16 protein-coding genes and 2 pseudogenes are annotated in these 20,554 nt (G+C 47.6%); 7 read left to right on the top strand and 11 right to left on the bottom strand.

The window, feature by feature from the left end; all coding sequences use genetic code 11:
- From ACYVB2_RS03740 to ACYVB2_RS03715, 6 genes and pseudogenes are all read left to right on the top strand, one after another.
- Positions 1–1,228, top strand: a pseudogene (locus ACYVB2_RS03740) (heme utilization protein); the annotation flags it as partial.
- 148 nt (positions 1,229–1,376) lie between these two features.
- Positions 1,377–3,107: an O-linked N-acetylglucosamine transferase, SPINDLY family protein gene (locus ACYVB2_RS03735; RefSeq protein WP_382428899.1), complete on the top strand. Its 1,731-nt coding sequence runs from the start codon at positions 1,377–1,379 to the stop codon at positions 3,105–3,107.
- A 14-nt stretch (positions 3,108–3,121) separates the two neighbouring features.
- Positions 3,122–3,619: an acyltransferase gene (locus ACYVB2_RS03730; protein WP_382428901.1), complete on the top strand. Its 498-nt coding sequence runs from the start codon at positions 3,122–3,124 to the stop codon at positions 3,617–3,619.
- Positions 3,591–4,004, top strand: coding sequence for a sugar 3,4-ketoisomerase (locus ACYVB2_RS03725; RefSeq protein ID WP_382428903.1), 414 nt, complete (start codon positions 3,591–3,593; stop codon positions 4,002–4,004). Before ACYVB2_RS03730 ends, ACYVB2_RS03725 begins: the two co-directional genes overlap by 29 nt.
- On the top strand, positions 4,001–5,092 hold the full coding sequence (locus tag ACYVB2_RS03720) for a DegT/DnrJ/EryC1/StrS family aminotransferase (RefSeq protein WP_382428905.1): 1,092 nt from the start codon (positions 4,001–4,003) through the stop codon (positions 5,090–5,092). Before ACYVB2_RS03725 ends, ACYVB2_RS03720 begins: the two co-directional genes overlap by 4 nt.
- A 61-nt stretch (positions 5,093–5,153) precedes the next feature.
- Positions 5,154–6,065: a hypothetical protein gene (locus ACYVB2_RS03715; RefSeq protein WP_382428907.1), complete on the top strand. Its 912-nt coding sequence runs from the start codon at positions 5,154–5,156 to the stop codon at positions 6,063–6,065.
- 17 nt (positions 6,066–6,082) lie between these two features.
- On the opposite strand, the gene ACYVB2_RS03710 is transcribed toward ACYVB2_RS03715, so the two are convergent.
- From ACYVB2_RS03710 to ACYVB2_RS03660, 11 genes are read right to left on the bottom strand one after another with little or no spacing between them, the layout of a single operon-like run.
- On the bottom strand, positions 6,083–7,627 hold the full coding sequence (locus tag ACYVB2_RS03710; protein ID WP_382428909.1) for a glycosyltransferase: 1,545 nt from the start codon (positions 7,625–7,627) through the stop codon (positions 6,083–6,085).
- 32 nt (positions 7,628–7,659) lie between these two features.
- Positions 7,660–8,562, bottom strand: a complete 903-nt coding sequence (locus ACYVB2_RS03705; RefSeq protein WP_382428911.1) for a transketolase family protein — start codon at positions 8,560–8,562, stop codon at positions 7,660–7,662.
- A gap of 8 nt (positions 8,563–8,570) precedes the next feature.
- Entirely contained in the window at positions 8,571–9,371 is an 801-nt protein-coding gene (locus ACYVB2_RS03700) for a transketolase (RefSeq protein WP_382428913.1), read from the bottom strand.
- A complete protein-coding gene (locus tag ACYVB2_RS03695) occupies positions 9,364–10,311 on the bottom strand; it encodes an FkbM family methyltransferase (RefSeq protein WP_382428915.1) in 948 nt (315 codons plus the stop codon). Before ACYVB2_RS03695 ends, ACYVB2_RS03700 begins: the two co-directional genes overlap by 8 nt.
- Positions 10,308–11,375 carry an NAD-dependent epimerase/dehydratase family protein gene (locus ACYVB2_RS03690; RefSeq protein ID WP_382428917.1) on the bottom strand — a complete coding sequence of 356 codons (1,068 nt, stop codon included), beginning with the start codon at positions 11,373–11,375 and terminating at the stop codon, positions 10,308–10,310. The genes ACYVB2_RS03695 and ACYVB2_RS03690 overlap by 4 nt, the downstream gene beginning before the upstream one ends.
- On the bottom strand, positions 11,375–12,697 hold the full coding sequence (gene rfbH / locus ACYVB2_RS03685; protein WP_382428919.1) for a lipopolysaccharide biosynthesis protein RfbH: 1,323 nt from the start codon (positions 12,695–12,697) through the stop codon (positions 11,375–11,377). The genes ACYVB2_RS03690 and rfbH overlap by 1 nt, the downstream gene beginning before the upstream one ends.
- Positions 12,698–12,705: 8 nt before the next feature.
- Positions 12,706–13,782, bottom strand: a complete 1,077-nt coding sequence (gene rfbG / locus ACYVB2_RS03680; protein WP_382428921.1) for a CDP-glucose 4,6-dehydratase — start codon at positions 13,780–13,782, stop codon at positions 12,706–12,708.
- Positions 13,779–14,555 carry a glucose-1-phosphate cytidylyltransferase gene (rfbF, locus tag ACYVB2_RS03675; protein ID WP_382428923.1) on the bottom strand — a complete coding sequence of 259 codons (777 nt, stop codon included), beginning with the start codon at positions 14,553–14,555 and terminating at the stop codon, positions 13,779–13,781. Before rfbF ends, rfbG begins: the two co-directional genes overlap by 4 nt.
- Positions 14,552–15,919: a methyltransferase domain-containing protein gene (locus ACYVB2_RS03670; protein WP_382428925.1), complete on the bottom strand. Its 1,368-nt coding sequence runs from the start codon at positions 15,917–15,919 to the stop codon at positions 14,552–14,554. Before ACYVB2_RS03670 ends, rfbF begins: the two co-directional genes overlap by 4 nt.
- A gap of 33 nt (positions 15,920–15,952) precedes the next feature.
- The gene (locus tag ACYVB2_RS03665) at positions 15,953–17,281 is read right to left on the bottom strand and encodes an HlyD family type I secretion periplasmic adaptor subunit (protein WP_382428927.1); all 1,329 of its coding nucleotides are present in this window, start codon (positions 17,279–17,281) and stop codon (positions 15,953–15,955) included.
- A 32-nt stretch (positions 17,282–17,313) separates the two neighbouring features.
- Positions 17,314–19,461 carry a peptidase domain-containing ABC transporter gene (locus ACYVB2_RS03660; protein WP_382428929.1) on the bottom strand — a complete coding sequence of 716 codons (2,148 nt, stop codon included), beginning with the start codon at positions 19,459–19,461 and terminating at the stop codon, positions 17,314–17,316.
- A 299-nt stretch (positions 19,462–19,760) separates the two neighbouring features.
- Here ACYVB2_RS03660 and ACYVB2_RS03655 point away from each other — a divergent pair.
- Positions 19,761–20,554: pseudogene (locus ACYVB2_RS03655) on the top strand (heme utilization protein); the annotation flags it as partial.

Here is a 20,554-nt window from a genome sequence, read left to right as displayed (position 1 = left end):
CGCGGCGCTGAGCAGCAACCAACTGCGGGCCTTGCAAACGCAAGACTTTGCGGCCTTGGGCACAGGCCAGCTGGCCGCTTTGAACTCGGTACAAGCGCCGGGCCTGACGACAGGCCAGTTTGTTACCTTGGATACGGCAGAAATCAGCAAACTCACGACCGCCTTTGTGCGGGCGCTGACCACTGCCACCATCAAAGCCCTTGCAACGGATCAGGTGTCAGGCTTGACTACAGGTCAGATCAAAAATCTGACCACGGCCCAAGTAGCCAGCTTAAGCACTGGAGCCATTGGGGCACTCAGTCCAGGTCAACATGCGGCTATGAGTACGGTGGGTATGACATCCATACAAACTGCCGCATTCACCAGCATGGCTTCGCCATTGGTGTTGGATCTGAATGGTGACGGTGTGCGCACAGTGGCGGTGGCACAAGGCGTGCAGTTTGCTTTGGGCACTGACGGTCTGCTGCGCCAAACCGGCTGGGTATCGTCTGATGATGGTCTGCTTGTGCGTGACCTGAATAAGGATGGCTCTATCAGTGACGGTCGTGAACTGTTTGGTACTGCCACTGAACTTAGCCCCGGTGTGACGGCGGTCGATGGGTTTGTCGCATTGCGCGCCCTCGACAGCAATGGCGATGGTCGCATTTCGTCAGAAGATGCCGCCTTTGCTGAGTTGGCTGTCTGGAAGGACACTGACGGCAATGGTCAAACAGGTGCTGGTGAGTTGCTCAGTCTGCAAGAGGCAGGAGTGGCTGCGCTGCATCTGGATGCCCAAGCATCTACACAAACCGATAACGGCAACTTGTTGGGCTTGGTATCGTCGTATGAAACCACTGATGGCACCCAGCGTGATTTGGTAGACGTCTGGTTTAGCCAAGGGGCCGTGGCCGATGACAGCTTGCGTAGCTCTGTCAGTGGTCTCACAGAATCCTTGGGCAGCTACCTCGAAGGTGGTAGCGGCAGCAGTGCGACAGCAGCCTTGGAGTTGCCACGGCGCAACGGTGCAGCAGAGGAACTGGTCGGTGTGGTACCACAGGCCAATCCAGTGTCTGCGTCCTCATCGTTGCTCACCCCATTGGCAAATTACTACCAACGATCCATTGCTTCGACCGGATCGGGCGTTGACATGGGTACCAATCTGGTGGGGTCATTGTCTGGGCCGGGGATGCAGCAACCTTCGTTGTTGCAGGCATTGGCCTCGACAGAAACGCTCAAGGGTAGCAAGTAAGCTGCTCTCTGAGCGATGAAGTCAGCTACACCCACAGAGTAGCTGGCATATCACGGGCCGTTTCTTGAGAGGGACGGCCCGTTTTTCATGGTATTTTTCTTGGCAGTGATGGCCTATGTCTGTATCTTCGCTTCCTCTCCATGACTTGATGGCCCAAGCCGATGCCCTGCAACAGCAAAAGCAGCCCGAGCAGGCCATTGCCCTGTACCAACATTGGTTGTTGGGACAGACCGATCCTTTGCGCTTGGTGGCATGGTTTAACTTGGGGGTATTGTTGGCCAGTGCAGGTCGTACCTCAGAAGCCCAAGCCGCTTACCAAGAAGCTTTGCAACTCAACCCGCAGTTTTTGCAAGCACGGCTTAATCTGGGGCACCAATTGGAAAGCCAGGGGGCAGTCGCCGAAGCCATCGCCCAGTGGCAGTTGGTTTTGCAAAGCCTAGAGCAGACCGCACAACCAGAACAAGCCCTGCAACTGCATGCCCTGAACAACTTAGGTCGAATTCTAGAATCCGAACGTCGTTTTGAAGAAGCTGCACAGTATTTGGCCCAAAGCCTAGAAATTGATCCTGAGCAGTCTGCACCATTGCAGCATTACATCCATATTCGGCAGAAACAATGCGCTTGGCCCATTTATCAACCGTTGGGTGTCATTGGTGTCAACCAGCAGTTGTTGTCTACCTCGGCATTGGCCGCCCTGGCACTGCACGATGATCCGGCAGTGCAATTGTTGGCCGCGCGTGAATTTGTCCATGCCAAGGTACGGGCCACCGTGCCTCGGCGCTCAGCTCGGCAACGTGCTCCCAGCGAGCGAATTCGCATTGGTTACCTCTCTGGTGACTTGTGTATGCACGCTGTTGGCTTATTGACGGTAGAGTTGTTTGAACTGCACGACCGTGAAAAATTTGAAGTTTTCGGTTTTTGTTGGTCGCGTGAAGACGGCTCCCCATTGCGTGAGCGTATTATCCGGGCCTTTGATCATCATATCCGTATTGGACATTTAGATGATGAAGCTGCAGCACAATTGATTGCTGCTTGTGGCATTGATATTTTGGTTGATTTGCAAGGGCTAACCTCTGGGGCACGGCCTAATATTTTGGCCCAGCGTCCAGCATCGGTACAAGTGAGTTACTTGGGTTTGCCGGCTACCTGTGGTATGCCTGCTATAGATTATATTCTGGCCGATCCATTTGTTTTTCCGCCAGAGCTCGAACCTTTTATGACTGAAAAACCTTTGCGAGTACCGCATTGCTATCAGGTCAGCGATCGTCAGCGCAGTGTTGGGCCAGCTCTATCCCGTGCAGATTGTGGCTTGCCGGAAGATAAAGTGGTATTTGCCTCCTTCAATAACAATTATAAATTTACACAAGAAGTAGTGGCAACATGGATGAGGATTCTGCAACGTGTCCCAGAAAGTGTATTGTGGCTACTGGCTGATAATAATTGGGCTGAGCAAAATATCAGAAAAGAAGCACAGCGTCATGGTATTGAAGTAGAAAGGTTGATTTTTTCTGGTCGTGCTATGCCACAAGAATATATGGCGCGTTTGCAACTGCCAGATTTGTTCTTAGATACCCATCCTTATAATGCAGGCACCACCGCCAATGATATTTTATGGATGGGGACGCCTATCTTAACTTATTCTGGGCGTAGCTATATATCTCGTATGTGTGGCAGCCTGTTAACAGCGGCAGGACTGCCAGATTTAATCACTTATAGTTTGGCTGAATACGAAGAAAAAGCGGTGCAATTAGGTAGCAATCCACGTCGACTGGCAAGCTATCGACGCTATTTGCAAGAATATCGATTGGAAAGCAATTTATTTAACATACCAAAATTGGTGGAAGACATAGAAAAGTCTTTTATTCTGATCGCAAATTAAATTTTGGTGTTATTTTGAATAATAAATTCATTCATCATTTGGCTGATGTTCAGACCTTGGATATAGGTACTGGAACACGCATTTGGCAATTTGTGGTTATTCTTTTGGGGGCAAAAATTGGAAGCGAATGTAATATTTGTTCCCATTGTTTGATTGAATCCGACGTTGTTGTGGGAGATCGTGTCACTATAAAAAGTGGCGTTCAACTCTGGAACGGATTGCGTGTTGGTGATGATGTTTTTATTGGCCCCAATGTCACCTTTACAAATGATAAATACCCTCGTAGTGGTAATAAATCATTCAAGCTTTTGCCTATAGTGATAGAGAATAATGTTTCAATTGGTGCTGGAGCTACTATTTTGCCAGGCATCCATATTGGCGAAGGGGCTATAGTAGGTGCAGGGGCTGTAGTGACGAAAAATGTACCACCTCAATCCTTGGTAATCGGAAATCCAGCAAGAATAGTTAATGCAAAGGAAAATGATGAGCTTAGATCACTGCAAAATCATTAATTTGCCAAAAATATCTGACCCAAGAGGCAATTTAACTTTCATTGAGGGTGGTAATCACATCCCTTTCGATATTCAGCGTGTTTATTATCTCTATGATGTTCCTGGCGGTGCAGAGCGTGGTGGTCATGCACATAAAAATTTACATCAATTGATCATTGCAATGTCTGGTAGTTTTGATGTGGTTTTAGATGATGGAGGCCAAAAAAAACGTTATCATTTAAATCGTTCCTATCAAGGGTTATATGTGTGCTCTATGATATGGCGCGAGTTGGATAACTTTTCTTCTGGATCTGTTTGTATGGTTCTTGCTTCTAATAAATACGATGAAGACGACTACTACAGAAATTATTCAGAATTTTTATTGGCAAAAGGAATTGACCAATGATTCAATTTTTGGATATCAAGCGATTGAATGCTCCTTATGATACCGAAATACGTACAGCAATTGCACAGGTACTAGATTCCGGTTGGTATGTTCTGGGGAAACAAGTTGCTGCCTTTGAACAAGAATTTGCAAGTTATTGTGAGGTGAAGCATTGTATTGGGGTAGCGAATGGGCTAGATGCACTGCATTTGATACTTCGTGCTTATGGTATAGGCCCAGGTGATGAAGTCATTGTTCCCGCTAACACATTTATTGCCACTTGGTTAGCAGTCACCCATGCTGGCGCGATACCTGTGCCTGTAGAGCCAGAAGAGTTTACCCATAATATTGATCCTTCATTGATCGAAGCAGCAATTACGAAGCAAACTAAAGCCATTATTGCTGTTCATTTGTATGGGCAACCAGCAAATATGGATGCTATTCGTGCCATAGCGAGTAAAAATAAAATCTATGTGATTGAGGATGCGGCACAAGCACATGGTGCTCGTTATCATGGTACAAGAGTAGGAGGCTTGGGAGATGCAGCCGGATTTAGTTTTTACCCCGGAAAAAATTTAGGCGCTTTGGGTGATGGTGGTGCGATTACGACCAATGATGACCAGTTGGCTAATGCGTTAAGAAAATTACGTAACTATGGTTCTGTTATTAAATATCACCATGAAGTTACGGGGTTTAATTCCAGATTAGATGAGATTCAAGCTGCTATATTGCGAGTTAAATTGCAATATTTAGATAAAGATAATATATTGCGCCGTCAGGTGGCTGCAATGTATTTGAATAAATTACAAGATGCAGACATAATATTGCCCAAAGTATTGGATGGTGTTGAACCTGTATGGCACCTTATGGTGATCCGTAGTGAGCAACGTTCGCGCTTACAAGCAGCATTGACGGAGGCAAATATTGGCCATTTAGTACATTATCCTATTGCATGCCATCAACAAGCAGCTTATGCAGAAAATACGTGGCCAAAATTAGAGCTATCTGAGAAATTGCAAAATCAAGTGTTAAGTTTGCCAATAGCACCTTATCTGAGTGAAAATGAGGTTGATATGGTGGCAAATGTGATTAGAAAAAATTTATCTTGAATTTATGTCAATTACCACACTTATTCCTGCTTATAAATTTCAATATTGCTTGGAATTATTGATGGCCTTGCGCCACCAAACGATCAAACCAGAAAAGATCATCTTTTCGGATGATAGTCCTAACCAAGATTTTTTTAATTTCTTATCTCAGGAGCCTATTAGAACTTTGGTGGCTGATTTGAATGTGCAGGTAGTGCATGGGCCACGTAAAGGAGCATGGAATAATTTTAGAAATTTAATTGATATATATTGTCAGCAGGGTGAAAATAAAACTGAATTTTTTCACATACTCTTAGATGATGATATCATCTACCCAAGATTTTATGAGCGGCATTTAGAAGCACATCGTCTAGGGCACCTGTCGTGTGTGGTCAGTCGCCGTTGGACAGCATTGGAATCGGGTCAGCCAATTAGTGACAATTTGCCTGTGCCAGAGGCAGTAGCAAATTATCCATACAGCATGATTATGCTGAACTCTGCTATATTGTTCTTGCACACTGTGGGAAATAATACCAATTGGTTGGGTGAATTTTCAAATGTTACATTTCGCGCCAGTGTTGCAGAAGAAATCATAGAATCTCAGATGGCTGGTATATCTTATGCTGGTTTGGAAGATTTGGGTGCATTTTTAAAATCATCGTTGCATGCACCTGTAGGGTATGTTAAAGAGTTTTTAGGTGCATTTCGGACAAGTGCCCAGCAGCATTCAGCAGATCCAATGGGAAAACCTCTGAAATCTGCTTTTTTGGCTTATATTGCGTTGGCAATTGCTGCACGTAATATAGGGCAATTGACAAAAGATCAGAGTGCGCAGGCTATATTAAAGGTTGCAGCTTTCATATTACAGCACTATAGTGAAGAAAAAGATATGCAGGAATTTTGCCGAGTCATGCATGAATTCTTAGCATCTAGTGCTATTGCAGAACGTGACTTCCTTGCAGTTTGGAGTGATTTTTCTAAGAGTGTTTGGTGATTTTATGCGCAGTTATGTCAGGAAGCTGATAGTTGCTTGAGTATTGTATCAACGGAATCAGATGTTATTTCTGTATAGAGAAGTGCTGATCCTAGATTGATGATTTTTTCGTCGGTTAACTTTGAAAAATCAAAAGAAGCTAGTTTTTCAATAATGGCGTGATCAAAGCGATATTTAATGATAGTGGCCGGATTTCCAGCAACTATTGCATAAGGAGGCACATCTTTGGTCACTATACTCCCTGCAGCAACCACTGCTCCTTGCCCGATAGTAACGCCTGAAAGTATCAAAGCATCAGCACCAATCCATACATCATCACCAATATTAATGGGGCCTTTGGTTTGTGCTTCGAGATTTCCAAAATATTTGGTTTTAAATGGAAAAGTTGAAATGCCTGTATGTGGATGGTTGCCACCTAATAAGAATCGAACATTATCAGCGATAGAGACAAAATTACCTATCGTGAGAGCTTCCTGTGGATTGCCGAAAGACCATATGTTCAATCCTCCATAACTCCGTCGTCCAACCTTGATTTTATCAAGAATTGGAATTCCTTTTAAATTTAAAATGGTCTCATTGTGTGGGTTCAATAAACGCCATTGTTCCTCTAGTGATGAAGGTGTTTCGGTAGGTTTGTTTGTAGATGCAATAGAGCCAGATATCAAGAAATTTTGTAGATATTCTTCAAGTGCCTTGTAAAAATAAAGATCATCTTTATAATCAATCATGTGCTCGAAAAAATTGCTCTTGTCAAAATTGTTTCCAGAGTCAAAAAAGTAGGGCAGTGTGTGATTAATTAATATGTCACGTTTTTCATTGTCATAAATGGTTTGACTTAGCAAGTTGATTGAGACATACTTTTTTAATATGGCAAGATAATTTTTGCCGAAAACTTCAGCAATGTTGTAACCGCTTTTCTTGCCTGTAGGTTGCCCAGAAAAGTAGTTTTGATAAAAAACAATGGCTCGCTTGTTACTCGCGATTTGATCAAAAATAATATGTGTTTGGATTAGTCTTGAGGAGGCGTGTTCTAAAATGTTGGGGATTTTTAAGAAATCCTCTTTCCATAAGCCAAAGCCACCAATCCATGTGGAAAAGAACGAAACTGATTGAACAAATTCGTCTAATCCATTGCAAATTCTGAATAATTCACCTGATATTTTATTCCCATTTGTGAAAAAAATAACGGGTCGTTCATTTTGAGTGGCTTGTATAATTTTTAATATTTCTGCTAGGCTACCATCGAGAAACATTAAGTTGTCATTGTGAAGCTTAAGGTATTTTCCTTTCCCGTAAGCTAGTGCAGCCTGAAAATTGGCTTCTGGGCCAACATTTTCTGGATGACAAAAGTAGGTTATTTTTTCGGGAAATTGACTCCGATATGCTTCTACAATCACTGCTGTGTCATCGGTAGAGCAATTGTCTGTCACCACAATTTCAAAATCATTCGATTCCAAAAAAACTTGTTGTGATGTAATGCTCCTCAATGTGGCATCAAGGTACTCACCACGATTAAAAGTTGGAATGCAAATAGAGATAAATGGTTCTGAATAGTGAGTCATATTTAAAAATAATATTTTATTAAAGATGTGCCCTATTTTTTCTTGGGAACCAATCCACCATATTGATTAAGTAGGGTTTGTGAGCCCACTAAATTGCAAACGTCTGCTGATAAGCTATAAATATCTAATTTGGTTAAGGATTCTTTGTGTGTGACTACGGATTCCATGAGCCAAGAACCAAAACCTCCATCCATTAAATGATCTTCTACAGACTCAACAGCAGAGAATGGATGAAACTGTGCTGCTTGCATTGATTTGTTAGACATGCCCCAGAGGGGCAATGAGTGAACGCTATGATTTTTATAAGGGGTGTTTTTTAACCATTCTGCTGCAATGGCTAAGGTGGCACCAGTGGTTAAGAATGTGGATGGTTTTTCAATAGCTTCTTTAGCTTGAATAACACTTAACCATCTTCCAGGATGAATTGTCGGTACTTGTGTATGAAAGCAAGGCTCACCCGCTTTGCCTAAACGCAGATAAGATGGCTGTGGATTCTGAATTAAATAGCGCATGCATGCCCGGACTTCCATCGGATCGCCTGGTGCTGCAATCAGCATATTTGGAAAAGATCGCATTAAGGCATAATCTTGAACTGCATGATGCGAGTAGCCTAAAGCACCGTAAGCTAATCCACCACCCACAGAAACTACGGTGACTGGTAGCTGGTGATAATCAATGTCGTTGCGAATTTGCTCTGCACAACGGAAGGTTGGGAAGTTGGCAATAGAGTAGGTAAATACATGATAGCCTTCTGATGCCATGCCGGCTGCTAGGCCTGTCATATTCTGTTCGGCTACGCCTGCATTGATAAATCTATCTGGGAATGAATCAGCAAATGGCTCTACCACCGAATAACCTAAATCACCCACTATGAGAGCAATATGTGGATGTTGATGGGCCAGATAAACTAATTCTTCGATGAAGGCATTGCGCATGATGATTCTTATTGCAATTCAGTCAAGGCTTGCGCCAGTTGGTCAATGTTGGGTGTACGGTAATGCCATTCCACTTTATTTTCCATATAACTGACGCCTTTTCCTTTGGTTGTATGGGCAATTAGTATGGATGGCTTGCCTTTTTGCCAAGGCGTGTTATTGAGTGCATCTATCAGTGCGCCATGGTTATGACCATCTACTTCGCGCACACTCCAGCCAAAAGCAGTTAATTTATCATGCAGTGGTTCTATGCCGAGTGTATCGGCTACAGTAGTAAGGCTTTGCAGTTTGTTGTAATCAATAATGGCTACTAAATTGTCTAAGTGATGGTGGGCTGCAAATAGCATCGCTTCCCAATTACTGCCTTCGGCTAATTCGCCATCGCTCAATAGTACAAAAGTTCTCCATGGAGCACGCCTGCGTTGCGCTATTAACGCCTTTCCTGTGCCAAAGGGTAAACCGTGTCCTAGTGAGCCAGTAGAAAATTCCACACCAGGGACTTTATGGCTTATATGGTTCATTAAAACAGAATTTTCTTGACCGTATGTCAACAAATCCTCAGTTTTTAAAAAACCACATTCTGCCAATGCTGCATATACAGCGACACAAGCATGCCCTTTGCTAAGGATAAATCTATCACGATCAATGAAGTTAGGCTCTGCTGGATTTATGTGCAATACTTTCCCATAAAGTACTGCCACAATATCAGAGATAGATAAAGCACTGGCAATATGTGAGGCCTTGGCGCGATGCACCATGTGCAGTGCATGGATGCGGATATGGCGAGCGAGTTCTATGGTATCAGTCACAACAGAGAGTCATCAGATTTTGAATGATGTCAGCGTGCTTGTGGCTGTGCAGAAAAGCATAGTTGGTTTCACGCGTATGGTCAGTGACTTCAGTAATACGGTGTATGCCTGTATCACCTACAGCAAAGCATTGATAGTCTAAATCAGCAAAAAAAGACAACATATCGTTAGGGTGGTAACCAAACGGCTTAGACCATTTACGCAATAGTTCGGCAAAAACCATAGGTTGGTATTGGGTTAAAGTGCTGCATCCACCCCGAAACACTAAAAGTTCAGCCCCTTCAACATCGCATTTGATAAAATCTGGCGCCACTTTTTGGTTAGCCGTCCACTGATCAAGAGTCAACGTGAGGCCCACTACTTGCTGTGCATCTTGTGCATCAGCGACATTGAGCAAGGAGGCATTGGTACTTGCTGCAGGGGAAATATAAAAATTTACCGTACCACTGCTATCAGACAGGCCATAATTGAAGCAACTGATTTGTGAGCCTACTTGATTAGCTGCTACATTACGCTGTAAAAAGGCGTAACTGGTAGGCATAGGTTCAAAAGCATAAATATGTGCTTGGGCCAAGCGTTTGGCAAATCGGATGGCGTATAAACCAATATTGGCACCCACATCAAGGATAGTGCGAGCATTGGCTGCCAGCAAATCCATCACTTGGGTCTCAACGGGTTCGTAGTGGTTGAAGTTCATGACTTCTATCGGTGCTACCCGAGCTTCATTATCGGGACAATAAAGCCGGATACGCTCTTCGCCCAGCACAAATGAGACGCCATCTGCAGCAATTACAATCTCTTTGACATCAGTACTACGGGTAATGTCTACATATTCAAAAAGCGTTTTATGCCTTTGCAATGCAGCATGTATAAAATCCGGCTTGGACAGTGCCCCTGTTTGGAATTGTTGTTTTAATACCGCTAGTGTGGGGTTCATCATTTATAGGCCTCTATCATGCGCCGGAATCCGGTTTCGGGAGTGATTTGGGCAGTCCATCCTAAGGATTGGAGTTTTGTGACATCGGGTATCAGGCGGCTATAGGCGCTGGGAATATAACCTGGTGTTTGAGGTGTGTGGCGGCGATCGACCGCCAGTTGTTTCTCAGGATAAAGACCAACCAGCAACTCCGCTAGTTCCATGACGGAAAGTTCTCCTGCGGGGTTGGCTACGTTATAAGCTTGTGTGGGCGTACCTTGCAGGAGTATGCTAAAAAAACCACTAATGGCATCTGTGGCATAGCAAAAAGCCCGCCGTGCGCTGCCATCGCTGTGCATCACAATGTTTTCACCGCGCAGCACGTTAAATACAAAGTCAGCAAAAACACGTCCATCGTTGGCTTGTAAACCTGGCCCGTAGGTGTGAAATGGACGAGCGATAAAGGTTGGAATGCCATGCTGTTGGTGCCAGGCCAAACACATGGTTTCACCCATGCGCTTGCTTTCTGCATAACAGGCGCGAACTGTGGCTGGATCAACGCTGCCGTAGCTGGTTTCTGTCAGCGTGGTATCACCGATGACGCTACCGTAAACCTCAGAGCTGCTCACAAATAAGAAGCCCTGTGGTGTGGGACTTCGGCGCAGTGCCTCTAGCAGAGCGGCCGTGCCAATCGTGTTGGGCAGCAGCGTACCGATAGGGTCACTGCCGTAAAAGCGTGGACTGGCTTGGCTGGCAGCGTGCAGTACATAGTTGAGAGGCCCAGTGTCAGGGACTCCTAGGGTGTTCAAGTCCCAGACAAGCGGGCTAAAGTGTGGCGAGCTGAATAGATCAGAAAGACGGGTTTGGGCACGTTCAGCATTGCGTACCATACCAACCACCTGCACAGGTGCATCGACTTTGCCTAAAGCGTGTAAACCTAGCAGTGTGCGTGCTAAATACCCTCCCAAAAAGCCACCGGCACCCGTGACCAAGACTCGTGCGCCTGACAGTTGTTGCCACGGCAGATCTTGTGCTGCAATAGCTGCAACGTCAGCATCCCACGTTGCACGTAAAGCGGTACTGACCATCAAAAATGAACACCCAAATAGCTCTCGATTTTACGAGCAACAAATTCCAACATGTCTGGTGTGAGTGAAGGTTGTACGCCAATCCAGAAGGTGTTGTTCATAACATTGTCTGTGTTGACCAATGTTCCGCTAATACGGTAGTGAGCCCCAGCCATATAAGGTTGGCGGGTTAGGTTACCTGCAAAAAGAAGGCGTGTACCAATTTTGTTTTGGTCTAAATAGGTAAGCAAATCAATGCGAGAGACTGGGCAATTTTCTTTGAGCGTGATTGGAAAACCAAACCAAGAGGGGTCTGCATGTTCTGTGGCTTGGGGCAAATTGACAAACTCTTGGCAATCTTGGAGGCGCTCATGCAAAAATGCAAAATTGTCTTTGCGTGCTTGAATAAAGGCATTTGCCTTTTCTAACTGCGCGAGGCCACAAGCAGCCTGCATATCGGTAATTTTCAAGTTATAACCTAAATGGCTATAGGTATACTTGTGATCATACCCCTTGGGCAAATCCCCCAACTTTTGACAAAAGCGCCTGCCACAGGTGTTGTCTCGCCCTGGGGGGCAATAACAATCGCGGCCCCAATCCCGAAAGCTCTCGGCAATGGTTTTGAGCTCTTCGTTGTTGGTAAAAACGGCGCCGCCTTCTCCCATAGTGATATGGTGGGCTGGATAAAAGCTCAAGGTGGCAATATCACCAAAGGTTCCAACCATTTGTCCACGGTAGGTGGAGCCCAGTGCATCACAGCAATCTTCTACTAGCCAAAGGTTGTATTTTTTGCACAGGGCTGTGACTACATCCAAATTAAATGGATTGCCCAAAGAATGTGCCAACATGATGGCCTTGGTCTTGGGGCTAATCGCTGCTTCAATTTGACTGGCATCAATGTTATGGGTCAGTACATCCACATCCACAAACACGGGTACAGCACCAAATTGGAGGATAGGATTGACCGTAGTTGGAAAGCCAGCTGCTACGCCAATGACCTCATCGCCTTTTTGGATGGCCCGTGCGCCCAGCTTGGGGGAGGTTAAGGTGTTGAAAGCCACTAAGTTGGCTGATGAGCCAGAGTTGACCGTGATAAGGTGCTTGACGCCAATAAACGCAGCCAACTTCTTTTCAAACTCGGCGTTAAAGCGCCCAGTGGTCAACCAGCCATCCAGTGCCGCATCTACCATGTATTGCAGCTCTTGTGTACCTAGCAACTTGCCCGAAGGCGGCACAACGGTGGCTCCTGCCAGAAAAGGCTGTGGGCCCAGGGTGAGGGTGGCATATTCATTGACCAGTTGGGCAATTTGTCCGCGCAAAGCTTGGGTTTTGGCGTTGTCCATATTGTTGCTTAACTCTGTATTTGGGCTTGATAGCTTTGAATTTGTGCCAGCGTGGCAGCTCGCATATCAGTCCCGGCTTGGTGCTGACTTGCCCAGGCTACCGTTTGTTGCAGCGCCTGCGTCAAGCGCAAAACAGGATGCCACAAAAGCTGATTGCGGGCTTTAGAAATATCCAACTTCAGGTAATGGGCTTCATGGGGTTGTGGGCTTGGGTCGTGTGCCCACTGTGCCGTTGGCCCCCATAGCGTAGCCATTTGTTCCACAATCGCACCTACCGATTGGGCATCGTCATCACTGGGGCCAAAGTTCCAGCCTTGGCTGTAGCTGGGGCCATCGTGAAAGAGCTTTTCTGCCAAGCTGAGATAACCACGCAATGGCTCTAACACATGCTGCCAAGGGCGGATAGCGTGTGGGTTGCGAATATGCACGGGCTGGCCTTGTGTCCATGCCCGCAAGATGTCAGGCACTAACCGATCAGCAGACCAATCACCGCCACCAATCACATTGCCTGCACGGGCTGTAGCCAAGCCTACGCCGTGTCGTGCGTAGTCATTGGGGTTAAAAAAAGAACTACGGTAAGCGGCACAGACCAACTCGGCACAGCCCTTGCTGTTGCTGTAAGGGTCGTAGCCCCCCATAGGCTCGTTTTCTCGATAGCCCCAATCCCACTCGCGGTTTTCGTAGCATTTGTCGGTCGTAATAACCAATACTGCTTTCACACTGGGAATTTTACGCACGACCTCTAAAACATGAACCGTGCCCATCACATTGGTGGCGTAGGTTTCAACTGGATTTTGGTAGCTGTAGCGCACCAATGGCTGCGCTGCCATGTGGATGACCACTTCGGGTTGGGCTGGCACCATCACAGCTTCTAACGCTGCTAAATCACGAATATCACCCAAAAAAGAGTGCATGCCGTCAGCAACGCGCGCCTCGGTAAACAGGTTAGGCTGGGTGGATGGTGCAAGCGCAAACCCGGTTACTTGGGCTCCTGCATGTTGCAGCCACAATGACAGCCAACCTCCTTTAAAACCGGTGTGGCCGGTGAGAAAAACCCGCCGCCCCCGCCAAAACTCGGTGTTCATGACCACACTTTCCACGGCGCTTGGCCACTGCTCCAGAGCTGTTCCAAGTGGGTTTTATCGCGCAAAGTGTCCATCGGCTGCCAAAAACCTTGGTGCTGGTAAGCTGCCAATTGACCACGCTCAGCCAGATTTTCTAAAGGATCTTTTTCCCAAACGGTCTCATCGTTGGTAATTAAATCCAATACGGAGGGATGCAGTACAAAAAAACCACCATTGACCATGCTGCCATCGCCCTTGGGCTTTTCTTTGAAAGAGCGGACGCGGTGGTCGCTTTCAAGGTCGAGCGCACCAAACCGTGCTGGAGGATGGGTGGCGGTCAGTGTGGCTTGTAGCCCATGTTGTTGGTGAAAAGCCAGGAGTGCAGCGATATCTACATCTCCCACACCATCACCATAGGTCAGGCAAAAAGATTCATCCCCGTCCAAATAAGGTGCAACACGTTTGATACGCCCACCCGTCATGGTATTTTCCCCGGTATCCACCAAAGTGACTTTCCACGGTTCAGCATGGCGCTGGTGGACTTGCATACTATTGGTGTTCATGTCAAAGGTTACATCTGACATGTGCAAAAAGTAATTTGCAAAATACTCTTTGATTAAATAACCTTTGTAGCCACAACAAATGATGAAATCGTTGATTCCATAGTGAGAATAGATTTTCATGATATGCCATAAAATAGGCTTACCACCAATTTCTATCATGGGCTTGGGTTTTAAATGGGTTTCTTCGGAAATGCGTGTGCCTAAACCACCTGCAAGAATGACGGCTTTCATGATTGATCCACAGAAGAAGTTGCTTGAATAATGTATTGCAAAGGCAGAGCATCACTGACCGCTAATTCAGGATCTTGGCCCAGAGCTTCTGCCATGAAACGAATGGCAGGGGTTATTTTTTCAGTCAATGGATCATTCATCATGACAGCATGACCATGCGCGATTTGTAGCCCTGCTTGGGCAAACATCTCTAACATACTTGCCCGACTAAACCAGCGCAAATGGCTTCGATTTATCAATCCATTGTCTTCATATTTTAATTCGCCAGCATTGATTTTTGCCTGGATACCCCAATATTGACTATTGAAAATAGATGCAACGATCACTCCGTGGGGAGGCAAGATGTGGGATATTTTCTTTAGTAATGTCCACGGATCTTTTAGATTTTCAAGAGCACCATCAATCACCCAGCAATCTGTGGTGGAGAATTTTGAAAAAAATTCACTGCCAACAGAGTCGATATCAACCGTCAAAACCTTATCACAGTGCGATCGGCTTTTTTGTGCAGATTCTTCGTCGAAAGCAATAGATTGATAGAAGGATTGGGGATACAGATTTTTATAGGCTGCTGCCAATGCACCAGATTGGCAGCCAATTTCAGTGATGTGGCGGCAGTAATTTGGAATAACAGATAGCAAACTCTTATTATAATTCTCGAGATCAATCGGTGGATCGTTTGGTGAGCTTGTCTTTTGTTGTAGTTTTTCCATCCATTCTTCTAAATGGTAGCCGCCTGTTTTAAAAACAGTGCCTTGTCCTTTATGATCGATAAAAATTCTTGGATTGCCAGAAGAGATGTCGTTCATCACCCACGGAACATTTTTTAGCAGATTAGACATTCCACTATCGTGCAAGGCCAACATGGTTTCCGTCATGGGTGCACCATGCTTGATGGGTAAAGGCCATTGTTTTACCACCTCTATGTTGCAAAGCATGCAAATAGGATGTAAGTATTGGATGCCATCTGGAGATTCATCCACATTGAAGCCTTCACGGTTAATGCAGCCTACAGCACCAACGCCATACATATTGGGTTTTAATAGTTCTAGCAGATTTTCAATAAATCCTGCGCGAACAATTTCTATATCTGAGTCTAAAAAGAGGGTTGGCCCCGTAAGTGGTAAATTGTTAATGGCCCAAGCCATTCCTGGCCCGTGGTGGATGTTGTAGCCAAAAGCTGTCAAAAAGACATTATTGAATTTGGCAACAATTGTTTTGACTTTTGCTAAATTTTCTTCGTCAGATCCATCTATCACATAAAATGGATTGTGTGGATATTTTTCTCGAAATGTTGATAATAAATTATCAAGCAATTCTGGTGTGTTGTATGAGACCGTAATAACAGGAATGCTGGTGCTTGTCATTTTTATGGATGTATCTGTTAATAATCTAATAGCTTAAGGCTCTCGAATAGCTTCATCCAGCCCACGCATTACTGGGTACATGACATAAGACATCACGGTGCGCTTGCCTACCACAATTTCGGCACTCAGCGACATGCCCGGAATCAAGGGTGCATTTCGGGGTAAATTGCGCAATTCATTTTTTTGCAATGTGGCCCGGCCCAAATAGTAGGGGCTACTGGCTTGGCCACTCAGGTTGTCTTTGGTGAAAGCATCTTGGCCCAGTTTCTCTAAAGTGCCATGAATCAGGCCATGTTTTTGGAAGGGAAATGCATCTATCTTTAGTCGGACAGGGTCTTGCAGTTTCACATAGCCTACATCTTGGGCTGTGATTTGCATTTCAGCTTGCAACGTTTCGCCCAAGGGCACGAGGGTAATGAGTGGCTCGGCTTCTCGGATAATCGATCCGGTGGAGCGGGCGGCTACTTCTTGCACCACAGCATCGTGGGGGGCCGTCAGCTCAATCATGCGGCTGCGGCGTTCTACCTTTTTCAGTTGTTCGGCCACAGCATCGCGTTCGCGTCGCACAGTGACCAGTTCTTCGGTGGCCTTTTGTTGCCATTCTCGAATAAAAGCATCTTTTTCGGCTTCGGCTCCAGCCAGTTCTTTGCTCAGTTCAATACCCCGGTTGCGGGTGCTGATGAGTTCGCGCTCTACTTCTTGGCGGCGTTCGCGGCTTTCCAGCAGTTTCATGTTGGATTGGAATTGTTGCGCCGTGAGCTTTTCGTTCATGGCCTCAATATCACGCAGAGATTGCACCCGCGCCGTTAGGCTCTGTATGTCATGGCTGTTTGTCACCATGGCAGCCTTGGCGCGGTCGATGCTTTCATCCAAGCGCGACAGTCGGGCGCGGTAGCTGGCTAAGCGTTCGTTTTGTAAACGCCATTGCAATAGTTCGTCTGGATTTTGGCTGGCAGGAGGCGCGGTGGTGGAGCCGTTTTTGAGTCCTGCTTGCTCGCGCTCCATACGTTGCACTTGGGCTTCTAGGCTTTTGAAGCGGTCTTGTGATTGGGCTAAATCTGCATGGATGAAGGTGGGGTCTAGCACAGCCAGCACCTGCCCTTTTTGCACGATTTGTCCTGGCTGCACATGCAGCGTAGCAATTTGGGCAGTTTCTAGCGGTTGCAGTACCGTATTGGGTTGCGCCGTGACCAGTTTGCCCCGTGCAGTGACGATTTGATCGACTTCAAACACACTGGCCCAGACGATGGCTGCGACCATCAAGCCGAACAGGATATAGATGGTGGCCGACATGCCACCGGGTGGTGGCGTTTTTTCTAGGGCTTCGGCATCGGGCAAAAAAGCCACCGTCCAATCCCGCACGGCGGGGGAAGGGGGTGCGGGCGTGCTTGGGCTTACATGTGGCTGGTTTGTTGGTTCCATAGTTGTGTATAGGGTTCGCAACGGCCCAGCAGTGCATCGTGGCGGCCAGCATCGGCAAGACGGCCCCGTTCAAAAACAAAAATTTGATCCGAATGTACCAAGGTGGATAAGCGGTGGCTGACGATAATGACGGTACGCCCAGCCGCAATCCGGCCCAAATTGCGGATAAAAATGGCTTCGCTTTCGGGGTCTAGGGCGCTGGAGGCTTCATCCAAAATCAGAATGCGCGGCGCTGGTAGCAGTGCGCGGGCAATAGCCAAGCGTTGGCGTTGGCCGCCGGAGAGGTTAGAAGCGTTTTCTTCTAACAGGGTGTCGTAGCCTTGGGGCAGGCGCTCAATAAATTCATCGGCCCCAGCGGCTTGCGCAGCAGCCACAATCAGCTCGAAGCTGGCATCGGGGCGGGCCATAGCGATGTTCTCGCGTACTGTGCCCCGGAACATAAAGTTGTCTTGTAGCACCACGCCAATGCTGCGGCGCAGGTGGGCTAAGTCAATCTCGCGGATGTCGATGCCGTCAAAGCGAATTACCCCTTCTTGGACTGGATACAGACCTTGGATCAAACGGGTAAAGGTACTTTTGCCCGAGCCGCTGCGCCCAACCACGCCCACCACTGTGCCGGGCGTAATGTCCATTTGAATACGATCGAGGGCTGTCATGGCAGCACCCGGATAGCGAAAGGTGACACCATCAAGGCTGATTTGCCCTTTCAGGGTGGGGCGCAGGCCACCAGAGGATTTACGTTCGGGCGGGTGGTTCATCACTTCGCCCAACATCTTCACCGACAAGGCAGTTTCTTGGTATTGGTGTACCAAACCGACAATTTGCACCAATGGCCCCACCACGCGATTGGACAGCATCTGGAACGCAATCAAGCCACCCACCGTCAATTCCAAGCTGAACACATCCATGGCACCAATGGTGATGATGCTGACCATCATCAGCTTCTCTAGCAGGTTGGTGACCGTGGCAGCGGTGAGCGACATACGCCCCACACCAAAGTGCATTTGGATGGTGGTGGCGGTGCGTTGCTCCCAGACTTTGCGCTGTTTAGGCTCAATCGCCAGCGATTTGACAGTACGCATGCCGTGGATGGTCTCGATCAGCATGGATTGGCGCGTGCCTTCGGCGTTGTACAGGGCTTGTAAACGTCGATTGAAAGGGCGAATCAGTGCCAACACCACCAAGGCCATGAGCAGCGAAAAACCAAACACTACCAGTGCCAATTTGACGCTGTACGAGGCCAGCAACGGGATGAACAAAATCAGCCCAATGGAGTCTAGTGCCGTGAAGAACAGTTGCCCGGTCAGAAAGTTGCGAATCGACTGTACTTGCTGCATGTGCCGGGCAATCACCCCGGCGGTGTGGCTCTCAAAATAGTCGATCGGCAAGGCCAGCAGATGGCTGAAGGTGCGTTTGGACAGCCGCACATCGATCACATTGGTAGCGTGCAAGAGCAGGTACTGGCGGGCAAAACTGAAAATTGCCTCAAACAGCATGACGCCCACAATCGCTACAGCCAACACGGTGAGGGTGGAATAGCTTTGGTGTACCAAGACTTTGTCAATCACCAACTGCGAAAAGACGGGCATTCCCAGCCCCAGCAGTTGTAGCATGATGGCAGCGATTGCGATATCACGGAAGGCTTTGCGTTGGCGAAAAATCTCGGGGATGAACCAGCGCAGGCCAAACGGCTGGTCAGCATCTAACCATGCGTATTGGCGTTTGAGCAGCACCAAGGTGCCTGACCACAGAGGGGTTAATTCGGCCTCACTGAACAGTCGCACACGCCGGGACGGATCTTGTGGATCTAGTACGGCGACCTTGCGTTGTTGATCAGCAGGATCTGTCTCTACCCCGGCAATGATGAGTGAATGACCATCGTGCTTGCGTGCCAACATGGGAAACACGCCCTGAAACTGTACTAAGCTGCTCCAGTTGGTTTGTACGGTTTTGGCCTTCAAGCCAATGTCACCGGCCATGCGGCGCAGCAGAGCATCATCAGGTTCGCTGGCCGGCAAGGCATATTCATGGATCAGGCGCTCAGGCAGGGCCTGAATGCCGTGGTGCTGGGCAACCACCGTCAGACATTGCACGGTGGAGTGGCTATAGGCAACGCTCATGGCGGCTAATGTAGCCGAAAGTTTTAGTAGCTCAGCCCTATGGGAAAAATCACCGGGCAGTGATACCTAGACTTGTGGGATAAATAAAAGCGAACACTTCTGCACAGCCATTGACCATCTCAATCGATTCTCTGGTCTCTATACACCAACCAATCACATGGTTGGGTTGTTTATTGGGTAGTTTTTGTTTCTGTTGTATAAAGCAGAGTAATCTGCGTCTGTTTTTTACCCATTCTGCGCCAAGACTACCATGCTGTAGCCTTCGCCTGTGCGGAACCGCTTGTGCCTAGGGGGCTACCATGTCTTATATTTCCAACCTATCGACTGAGATACTTTCCACGTTCGGTGCTGCTGATATTCAGAGTTTGTCCACGGCACAGATCCAGGAGTTGAGTACGGTGCAGGTGCCTGTGCTGACATCTGCAGCGATTGCGGGCATGAGCACGGCACAGATCATGGCATTGGATCTGGTGGATTTTGCCGTGTTGACTTCGGTGCAGATTCCTGGGATTACCACCAGCCACTTGAGGGTGTTGAACAGTAGCCAAATTCGTGCTTTAAGTGCCGATGCCCTCCCTGGCCTGACTACATTGCAGGCGGCTAATTTAAGTACAACGCAAGTGCTGGCGTTGACCACTGATCAAGTGGCTGTGTTGGACGCAGAAGATGTGGCTAAGCTGGGTACGGCACAACTGCGTGTTTTGAGCAGCGCGCAGGTAGCGCAGCTGCACAGCGATGCCTTTGCGGCGCTGAGCACGGCGCAGGTGGGGGCCTTGAGCAGCGCCGGGGTGCTGGGCTTGACCACGGCCCAGCTGGCGACCTTGAGCACGGCCAATGTCACGGGCTTGAGCACGGCGCAGTTGCGCGCCTTGAGCAGCGCCCAAATCGCGGCCTTGGAGCCGGCGGACTTCAATGTGTTGGGCACGGGGCAGCTGGCGGGGCTGGGCAGCAACCAGGCCTTGGGCCTGACCACCAGCCAGTTGGCGACGCTGGAGTCGGGCAGCATTGCGCGCTTGAGCACCGCCTTTATCAAGGCGTTGGGCACGGGGGCGATTGCCTCCTTGGGCACGGCGCAGATTGTGGGGCTGAGCAG

The sequence above is a fragment of the Giesbergeria giesbergeri genome (assembly GCF_054779375.1).
This window is presented reverse-complemented; position numbering and strand designations above follow the sequence as displayed.